Annotated in this window: 9 protein-coding genes; 2 read left to right on the top strand and 7 right to left on the bottom strand. The window is 73.0% G+C overall.

The window, feature by feature from the left end; genetic code table 11:
• The first annotated feature begins 195 nt into the window (after positions 1 to 195).
• Positions 196 to 819: a class I SAM-dependent methyltransferase gene (locus VGE38_RS17030; protein ID WP_331143751.1), complete on the top strand. Its 624-nt coding sequence runs from the start codon at positions 196 to 198 to the stop codon at positions 817 to 819.
• A gap of 17 nt (positions 820 to 836) precedes the next feature.
• Here the strand turns inward: VGE38_RS17030 and VGE38_RS17025 are convergent, their stop codons facing one another.
• The gene (locus VGE38_RS17025; RefSeq protein ID WP_331143750.1) at positions 837 to 1127 is read right to left on the bottom strand and encodes a hypothetical protein; all 291 of its coding nucleotides are present in this window, start codon (positions 1125 to 1127) and stop codon (positions 837 to 839) included.
• A gap of 3 nt (positions 1128 to 1130) precedes the next feature.
• The gene (mca, locus tag VGE38_RS17020; RefSeq protein WP_331143749.1) at positions 1131 to 2024 is read right to left on the bottom strand and encodes a mycothiol conjugate amidase Mca; all 894 of its coding nucleotides are present in this window, start codon (positions 2022 to 2024) and stop codon (positions 1131 to 1133) included.
• A gap of 29 nt (positions 2025 to 2053) precedes the next feature.
• On the opposite strand from mca, the gene VGE38_RS17015 reads away from it, so the two are divergent.
• A complete protein-coding gene (locus VGE38_RS17015; RefSeq protein WP_331143748.1) occupies positions 2054 to 2449 on the top strand; it encodes a DUF4307 domain-containing protein in 396 nt (131 codons plus the stop codon).
• A 129-nt stretch (positions 2450 to 2578) separates the two neighbouring features.
• Here the strand turns inward: VGE38_RS17015 and greA are convergent, their stop codons facing one another.
• The 5 genes from greA to VGE38_RS16990 all read right to left on the bottom strand — a co-directional run bounded on the left by greA (position 2579) and on the right by VGE38_RS16990 (position 8497).
• A complete protein-coding gene (gene greA / locus VGE38_RS17010) occupies positions 2579 to 3085 on the bottom strand; it encodes a transcription elongation factor GreA (protein WP_331143747.1) in 507 nt (168 codons plus the stop codon).
• Positions 3086 to 3308: 223 nt separating this feature from the next.
• Positions 3309 to 4517, bottom strand: a complete 1209-nt coding sequence (ilvA, locus tag VGE38_RS17005; RefSeq protein WP_331143746.1) for a threonine ammonia-lyase — start codon at positions 4515 to 4517, stop codon at positions 3309 to 3311.
• A complete protein-coding gene (locus VGE38_RS17000; protein WP_331143745.1) occupies positions 4510 to 5889 on the bottom strand; it encodes an AI-2E family transporter in 1380 nt (459 codons plus the stop codon). The genes ilvA and VGE38_RS17000 overlap by 8 nt, the downstream gene beginning before the upstream one ends.
• Positions 5890 to 5898: 9 nt before the next feature.
• Complete coding sequence (locus tag VGE38_RS16995; protein ID WP_331143744.1) at positions 5899 to 7347, bottom strand: glutamate mutase L; 1449 nt, start codon at positions 7345 to 7347, stop codon at positions 5899 to 5901.
• A complete protein-coding gene (locus VGE38_RS16990; RefSeq protein WP_331143743.1) occupies positions 7334 to 8497 on the bottom strand; it encodes a cystathionine gamma-synthase in 1164 nt (387 codons plus the stop codon). Before VGE38_RS16990 ends, VGE38_RS16995 begins: the two co-directional genes overlap by 14 nt.
• Positions 8498 to 8568 lie beyond the last annotated feature (71 nt).

Genomic DNA, 8568 nt, shown 5'->3' with positions numbered 1-8568 from the left:
TGCAGGTGCCCGCCGGCCGGACTGGGTACTCCGGAGGTCTCTCCCGCCCGTCCTGCGAAGGACGGGCCGACGGTGCCGGGTGCGTCCGAGGACACGCCGTACTGACGACACCGCCGCGAAGGAATACTCCCCTCTGGCGGTGCCCATTGTTCCACGCCGCCGCGTCGCGGCCCCAACCGGCGCTACGGTGCGGGCGTGGACGCGCACGCCTGGGACGAGAGGTACGCCGCCAGCGACCTGGTCTGGTCGGCGGAGCCGAACCGCTTCGTGGCCGAGCACACCGCGGACCTGCCGCCCGGCACCGCGGTGGACCTGGCGGCCGGCGAGGGACGCAACGCGCTGCACCTGGCGCGACGCGGCTGGCGGGTGACGGCGGTCGACTTCTCCCAGACCGGCCTCGACAAGGGCCGCGCGGTCGCCGGCGACCTGCCGGTGACGTGGGTCCGTGCCGACGCGACCGGCTGGGTCGCCCCGACGCCCGTCGACCTGGTCGTGGTCGCCTACCTGCAGCTCCCGGCGTCGCAGCGCGGGGCGGCGGTGCGCAACGCCTTCGCCTCGCTGGCGCCCGGCGGGACGCTGCTGTGGGTGGCGCATGACAGCACCAACCTGGCCGAGGGCACGGGCGGGCCACAGGACCCGGCGGTGCTGATGACGGCCGCGGACGTGCTCGCCGACCTGGGCGCCGAGGCTCGCTACGACGTAGTGGCCGCGGGCCGGGTGGCACGCGAGGTGACCGAGACCGGGCACCGTAGGGACAGTGGGGACGTCACCGTCACCGCCTGGGACTGCCTGGTCCGGGTCGTGCGCGCGACCGGTTGAGGTGGTCGCGGGGCCGGCTACTCGCCGGGCTGCTCCTGCTGCTCCTGCCGCTCGGCCTGCCGGGACTGCTCGGCCTGCTCACGACGTGCGGCCTGACGGGCCGCCTCCTCGTCCTTCTTCGACGGCAGCACGCCGGCGTCCTTGGCCCGGTCCACCTTGCGCAGCTGACGCGTCAGGCTCCAGCCGAGCAGCCCGACGGCGAGGAAGAGCAGCAGGAAGATCGCGAAGGCCGTCCAGCCGGCCTTCACCTCCTCCGGCTCCGGAGCCTGCTCGGCGAGAACCAGGGCGTAGGGCAGCAGGTGGTGCATGGCTCAACTCTCCCAGATGCCCGCGAACAGGTCGTCCTCGGGCACGGTGGTCTCCACGTGGCTGGTGACCAGCTCGTAGTCCTCGGTCGGCCAGACCTTCTCCTGGATCTCCCGCGGGATGGCGAACCAGGCGCCGTCCGGGTCGATCTGTGTGGCGTGGGCGAGCAGGGCCTGGTCACGGACGCCGAAGTACTCCGCGCACGGCACCCGCGTGGTGATCCGGGCGTCCCACTCCGGCTCGGGCTTCCACTGCTCCAGCCGCTCGGCGTACGGCGACTCCAGGCCGTGCTCGAGCATCGCGTCGTGCAGCGCCTGGGTCTTCGGGCGGTTGAACCCGTGGTGGTAGTAGAGCTTCAGCCCCTGCCACGGCTCGCCGAGCTCGGGATGCCAGTCGGGATCGGCCGCCTTCTCGAAGGCGAACACCGAGACCTGGTGGCACATGATGTGGTCGGGATGGGGATAGCCGCCGCGCTCGTCGTACGTCGTCACGACGTGCGGGCGGAAGCTGCGGATGAGCCGCACCAGCGGCACCGCCGCCTCCTCGACCGGCACCAGCGCGAAGCAGCCCTCCGGCAGCGGCGGGAGCGGGTCGCCCTCCGGCCAGCCGGAGTCGACGAAGCCGAGCCAGTCCTGGGTGACGCCCAGGATGTCGCGGGCCCGCTCCATCTCCTGGCGGCGGATCTCGTGGATGTTCTCCAGGATCCCGGGCCGGTCCATCTTCGGGTTGAGGATCGAGCCGCGCTCGCCACCGGTGCAGGTGACGACGTGGACGTCGACGCCCTCGGCGACGTACCTCGCGGTCGACGCCGCGCCCTTGCTCGACTCGTCGTCGGGGTGGGCGTGGACGTGCATCAGCCGGAGACCCTGGCGGGGTCCCTGGCGGGGGCGCTGCGACATGCGTCGATCCTAGATGTCACAGTGGGGGCGTGGCTGAGCAGGATCGGTTGGCGGAGCGGTACGGCGGCGGCGGCTCGCTCACGCGGGTCTTCCCGATCGCCGCTGTGGTGGTCGTCGTCGCGCTGGTCGGCTGGCTCGCCTGGGCGATGTGGGACCGCGCCGACCCGAAGGTGACCTCGCACCTCGAGGCGTGGGACGTGATCAGCGTCCACGAGGCCACGGCGGTCGTGATCGTCGATCTGCCCGCCGACACCACCGGCGCGAGCTGCAAGCTGCGGGCCTACGCCGAGGACCACGTCACCGTCGGCGAGACGAGCTTCGTGCCGGTCGACGGTCGCCAGGAGGTCAGCATCCGCACCGAGCGCGAGGCCACCAGCGTCGAGAAGGTCGGCTGCACCGCCGACGGCCAGGGCGACGTCCGCTAGTCCGCGCTTGCAAACTGTCACCGTGACACTCCCAAAGTGTCACCGTGACAGTTGGCGTCAGGAGTGACAGTTAGAAGTGTCACTCCCGACGCGAACTGTCACGGTGACACTTTGCGAGTCCCCCGAGGCTCAGCCTTCGAAGGGCGTGACCTTGAGGACCTCGACCTTGAGGGTGCGGCCGTTGGGGCCCTCGTAGGAGACGGTGTCGCCGACGCCGGCGCCGAGCAGGGCGGCGCCGATCGGGGACGCGGCCGAGGAGATCTCCAGGCCGCCGGCGAAGTCCTTCATCTCGATGGACGCGATCAGACGGGTCTCGGCCTCGTCGTCGTCATCGCCCTCGAACTTGAACGTGACGACCTTGCCGAGGCCGACGACACCGTCGTCCGCGGGCTCGGTCGTGTCAGCCTGCCGCAGCAGCGCCTCGAGCTGCTGGATCTCGCCCTCCAGCCGCCCCTGCGCCTCACGGGCGGCGTGGTAGCCGCCGTTCTCCTTGAGGTCACCCTCGTCGCGCGCGGCACTGATCTCCGCCACGATCGCCTGCCGCTGCGGTCCCTTGAGATCCTCCAGGTGCGCGGTCAGCTGGTCGAAGGCGGACTGGGCCAGCCAGATGGCGGCCGGCTCGGTCGACTGCGTCATGACGGAATACTCCTGCTGCTTCTACGTGAGGGCTGGGATGGGCGTCGGCGGATACGCGCGTACGCCGTGGTGCTCGATGGCGCGGGCCCGTCTGCCTGTTGTCGGACGGCCCAGCGGCTGTCGGATCGACCAGTTTACCAAAGTAACCCGGAGCGGGTGAGGCTACACGTGCCGTGCGTCACGACGCCACAGGCTCAACCTCGGGCTCAACCTGCCGTCAGCCTCAGAGCTGCTGGACCCGGTAGCCACACTCGGCGAGCCGGTCGCGGACCTGCGCGGCGTGCGGCTCGCCCCGCGTCTCGAGCTGCAGCAGCACCTCCACCTCGTCGAGGTCGAGGGCCGGGCTGGTGCGGGCGTGGCTCACCTCGAGCACGTTCGCACCCGCGCGGCCGACCTCGCCGAGCAGCTCGGCCAGGCCTCCGGGTACGTCGGCCAGCCTGACGCGGAGGGTGACGTACCGGCCGGCGGCGGCCATGCCGTGGTGGATCACCTTGCCGAGCAGCAGCGGGTCGATGTTGCCGCCGGAGAGCAGGACGACGGTGCTGCCGCCGAAGGCCGCCGGGTCGTCGAGGACGGCCGCGACGCCGGCCGCGCCGGCCGGCTCGACGACCAGCTTGGCGCGCTCCAGCAGCGCCAGCAGCGCCCGCGAGAGCGACTCCTCCGAGACCGTGCGGATCTCGTCGACGTGGTCGCGGACGGCGGCGAACGTGACGTCGCCGGGCAGCCCCACGGCGATGCCGTCGGCCATCGTCTTCATGCTGGTCAGCGCGACGGGGGCGCCCTGCCGCAGCGAGCCGGGGAACGCCGCCGCCCCCTCGGCCTGCACCCCCACCACGCGGATCGTCGGGTCGTGGGCCTTCACGGCCAGCGCCACCCCGGCCAGCAGTCCCCCGCCGCCGGTCGGCACCACGACGGTGCGCACGTCGGGCACCTGCTCGAGGACCTCCAGCCCGACGGTGCCCTGGCCGGCGACGACGTCGACGTGGTCGAAGGGATGGATGAGCACCGCGCCGGTCTCCTCGGCGAAGCGCCGCGCCTCGGCCAGGCTGTCCTCGAGGTACCGGCCGCGGAAGACCACCTCGGCGCCGTACGCCCGGGTGGCCCGCTCCTTCGGGATCGGCGCGCCCTCGGGCATGAACACCGTGGCCCTGATGCCGAGCAGCTGCGCCGCGAGCGCGACGCCCTGGGCATGGTTGCCGGCGCTGGCGGCGACCACGCCGCGCGCCCGCTCCTCGGGCCCGAGCCGCGCGATCCGCACGTAGGCGCCGCGGGCCTTGAACGACCCGGTGCGCTGCAGGTTCTCGCACTTGAGCCGGACCTGGCCGCCGGTCACCTGGGAGAGCCAGCGGGACTCCTCGACGGGGGTGTGGACGACGACGTCGGCCAGCAGGGCCCGGGCCGCCTCGATGTCGGCCACCGTCACCTCAGTCATCGGCGGGCTCGTCCACGCGCTCCTGCGCGCCCGTCTCGGCGTAGTCCTCCTCCAGCTCCTCCTCCGGATCCGAGCCGACCGCCGTACCCGCCGCGAGGTGCTGCGCGACGGCGTTGACCGCAGCGGCCAGGGGTACGGCGACCAGCGCGCCGGCCACACCGGCGACGAGCACCCCCGCGGCGATCGCGACGATGACGGCGAGCGGGTGCACCGAGACCCAGCGGCCGAGCAGGAACGGCTGCAGGCCGTGCGCCTCGATCTGCTGCACCAGGATCACACCGCCGAGCATGAGCAGCGCCGTGACGGGCCCTTGGTCGACCAGCGCGACGAGCACGGCGACCGCACCGGTGAGGGTGGCACCGATGAGCGGCACGAACGCGCCGAGGAAGACCAGCACGCCGATCGCCGCCACGAACGGCACGCCGAGCACCGCGGCGACGATCATGATGCCGATGGCGTCGACCGCCGCGACGATCACCGTCGCGCGCACGAACTGGGTCAGCGAGATCCAGGCGACCCGGCCCGAGCTGTCGACCCGCGCCCGGGCCGCGCGCGGCGCGAGCCGCACCAGCCACGACCAGATCCGCTCACCGTCGGAGAGGAAGAAGTAGGTCGCGAAGAGCACGATGAACAGCCCGGCGAAGATGTGCCCCAACGTGCTGCCGACGGCGCCGACCTGCCCGACGACGTCGGAGTTGGCGCCCCACCCGGTGACGGCGTCCTGGGCCCGCTCGAGGTAGCGGTTGATCTGGCTGTCGGTCGCGTTGAGCGGTCCGTCCTTGAGCCAGTCGCGGATCTGGCCCAGCCCCTTGGCCGACTGGTCGGCCAGGTCCTGCACGCCGTCCACCACCTGCTGGCCGGCGAAGGTCAGCAGGCCGCCGACGACACCGATGCCGCCGATCACGACCAGGATCGAGGCCACCCCGCGGCGTACGCCGATGCGCTGCAACGCGGTGACGACGGGCACCACGAGCGCCACCAGCAGCACCGCCACCACGAGCGGGAGCACGACGACGCTGAAGAAGCCGACCGCCCGGGCGAGCACGTAGCCGGCCGCGACGATGACCAGGAACCGCCAGGCCCAGGCGGCGGCGAGGTCGACGCCGTACGGCACCTCGGCCCGCTGGTCGCGGCGCGGGAGGTACTCGACCGGCACGGCGAGCTGGGCCTGCCGCTCCTCGCGCAGCTGGGTCCACTGCTGGAACAGGCGCGTGGCGAGACCCTCGACGCCGTCCTCCCCGTCACCCTCCGCGCGACCGCGGCGTCGGAGCATCAGCCGACGGGTGCGCTCGCGCTCCTCGTCGGGCTGGCCGTCATGGTGCTCGCCTTGCTGCTCGCTGGACTCGTCCGGCCCGAGGCGCTCGTCGCTCACGGCCTCAGGCTAGCCCTCGGTGCCGACGGCCAGGCGCCGCGCCAGGCGGTACGCCGCCTCCGGCCGTACGCCGGCCAGCAGCCCCACCGCCGCCAGGACGTAGTCGCGATCCACCACGACCGCAGCACGCTCCGGCAGCTGCCACCCATCGCGGGTGTCCAGCCCGCCCAGCACCCGCTCGGCGACGCCGCGGCCGCCGTGGCGCAGCACTCCCCCGGACCCGACCAGCAGGGTGGCCTCGCGCAGGTCGGTGCCGGTGCGCTCCACGACCTTGCCCTCCGGGCTGACCACGACGCGCGCCCGGCCGGCGTGGCGCTGCAGCGCCGTCAGTGCGGCGGCGCGGGCGATGGCCTCGTCGATCTCCCGCTCGGCATCCGAGTCGGGCAGATAGCCCGGCGTCTCCTGCCGGCGCCGTGCCGCCTCGGCCAGGTCGGCCAGGCCGGCCGCCTCGACGGTCGTCACCGCGGACCACCGCATGCCGAGGTCGCCCTCGACGGTGCGGGTCACCGGCGTCGTCGCGACCACCTCGCGCCCGGCGCTCTCGGGGTCGGGCTCGACCACGCTGTGGACATCGGTGGTGGCGCCGCCGATGTCGACGACGACGACACCGGTGCGGCGGTCGGGCGCCTGCTCGGCCACGGCACGGGCCAGCACCTCGGCCCCGGTCAGCACGACGTCGGGCGTCGCGCCGCGCACCATGCCGGTGAACTCGGGCCGGCCGCTGAGCTGCTTGCCGCCGATCACGTGCGCCAGGAACGCCTCACGGATCGCGGCCCGCGCGCCATCCGGTGCCAGGACCCCGATGCGCGGCATCACGTTGTCCGCGTGGACGTGCGGGACGCCCGCCAGGATCACGTCGATCTCCTCGCGGGCGGCGGTGTTGCCGGCCACGACGACCGGACCACGCCAGCCGTCCGAGACGAGCTCGCGGGCCGCCCGCAGCAACACCTCGCTGTTGCCGCCGTCGGTGCCGCCGGTCAGCAGGACGAGGTCGGGGGCCGCGGCCGGGTCGAGACGGGCACCCTCGGCCGCGGCGACGACGTCGACGACCGTGCCGCCACTGGAGAGCGCCACCCGACGACCGGCCTCGGCGGTGACGAGCTCCTCGTTCCCCACGACGGCGATGCGCAGGCCGCCGCCGGCGCTCGAGCAGCCGAGCACCTCGGCGGTCGCGGCGCGCTCGTCCTGCTCGGCGAGGGCGGCCAGGCAGGCGTCGTACCCCTCCATCACGTCGGTCCAGCCGTCCCGGCCCGGCAGCGTTGTCGGATGGCTGGCCGAGCCGAGGACCTCGCCGGTGGTCAGGTCGACGTGGAGCGCCTTGGTGAAGGTGGAGCCGACGTCGATGCAGACCGCGGTCGCCAGTGGAGTGGTCTCGACGCGTCTCGGCTTCGCCTCGCCGGCTCGACCACCGGACAGCTCCGGTCGGCCACCGGAGGGGGCCCGGTCAGTCGAGGGCACGCTCGAGGTCGGCGATCAGGTCGTCGGCGGTCTCGATGCCGACCGAGAGCCGGATCAGGTCGGCCGGGACCTCGAGGTCGGTGCCGGCCACCGATGCGTGGGTCATCTTGCCGGGGTGCTCGATGAGCGACTCGACGCCGCCGAGCGACTCGCCCAGCGTGAACACCTCGGTACGCGAGCAGACCTGGAGCGCGTGCTCCAGGCCGCCCTTTGCTCGAAAAGAAATGATTCCGCCGAAGCGCTTCATCTGCCGCTGGGCGACCTCGTGCCCGGGGTGGGTCTCGAGGCCGGGGTAGATGACGTCGCCGACGGCCGGGTGCGCGGTGAGGAAGTCGACGATCCGCTCGGCGTTGTCGCAGTGCCGGTCCATCCGCACCCCGAGGGTCTTGAGGCCGCGGTGGGTGAGGAAGACGTCGAACGGCCCCGGCACCGCGCCCATGGCGTTCTGGTGGAAGCCGATCCGCTCGGCCAGGCCGAGGTCCTTCACGACGACCGCTCCCCCGACGACGTCGGAGTGCCCGCCGACGTACTTGGTGGTCGAGTGGACGACGACGTCGGCGCCGAGGGTGAGCGGCTGCTGGAGGTACGGCGACGCGAAGGTGTTGTCGACAACGAGCAGCGCCCCCGCGGCATGCGCCAGGTTGGCGACGGCGGCGATGTCGGCGACGTTGAGCAGCGGGTTGGTCGGCGTCTCGACCCACACCAGCTTGGTGTGACCCGGTCGGATCGCCTCGGCGACCTTGGTGACGTCGTGGACGGGAGCCGGGGTGTGCTCCAGACCCCACGGGCGGGCGACCTTGTCGACGAGACGGAAGGTGCCGCCGTACGCGTCGTCGGGGATGACGATGTGGTCGCCCGGCTGCGTCAGGCTGCGCAGGATGGTGTCCTCGGCGGCGAGGCCGGAGGCGAACGCGAAGCCGCGCTCGCCCTCCTCGACCGCCGCCAGGGCGCCCTCCAGCGCGGTGCGGGTGGGGTTGCCGGAGCGGCTGTACTCGTAGCCGCCGCGGAGCCCGCCGACGCCGTCCTGCTTGTAGGTGCTGGTGGCGTAGATGGGCGGGATCACCGCCCCCGTCGTGGGGTCCGGCTCGTAGCCGGCGTGGATGGCGCGGGTCTCGAATCCGGACTTGAACCGGTGCTCCTGCTCGCTCACGCTCCGAGCCTAGTCCGGCGACCGGGAACGTCCGGACCGCGGGCGTTGTTGCACAGATGCCAGAATCGGAC

Source organism: Nocardioides sp. (assembly GCF_036405735.1).
In the GTDB taxonomy this organism is placed as follows: Bacteria; Actinomycetota; Actinomycetes; order Propionibacteriales; family Nocardioidaceae; genus Nocardioides.
This window is presented reverse-complemented; position numbering and strand designations above follow the sequence as displayed.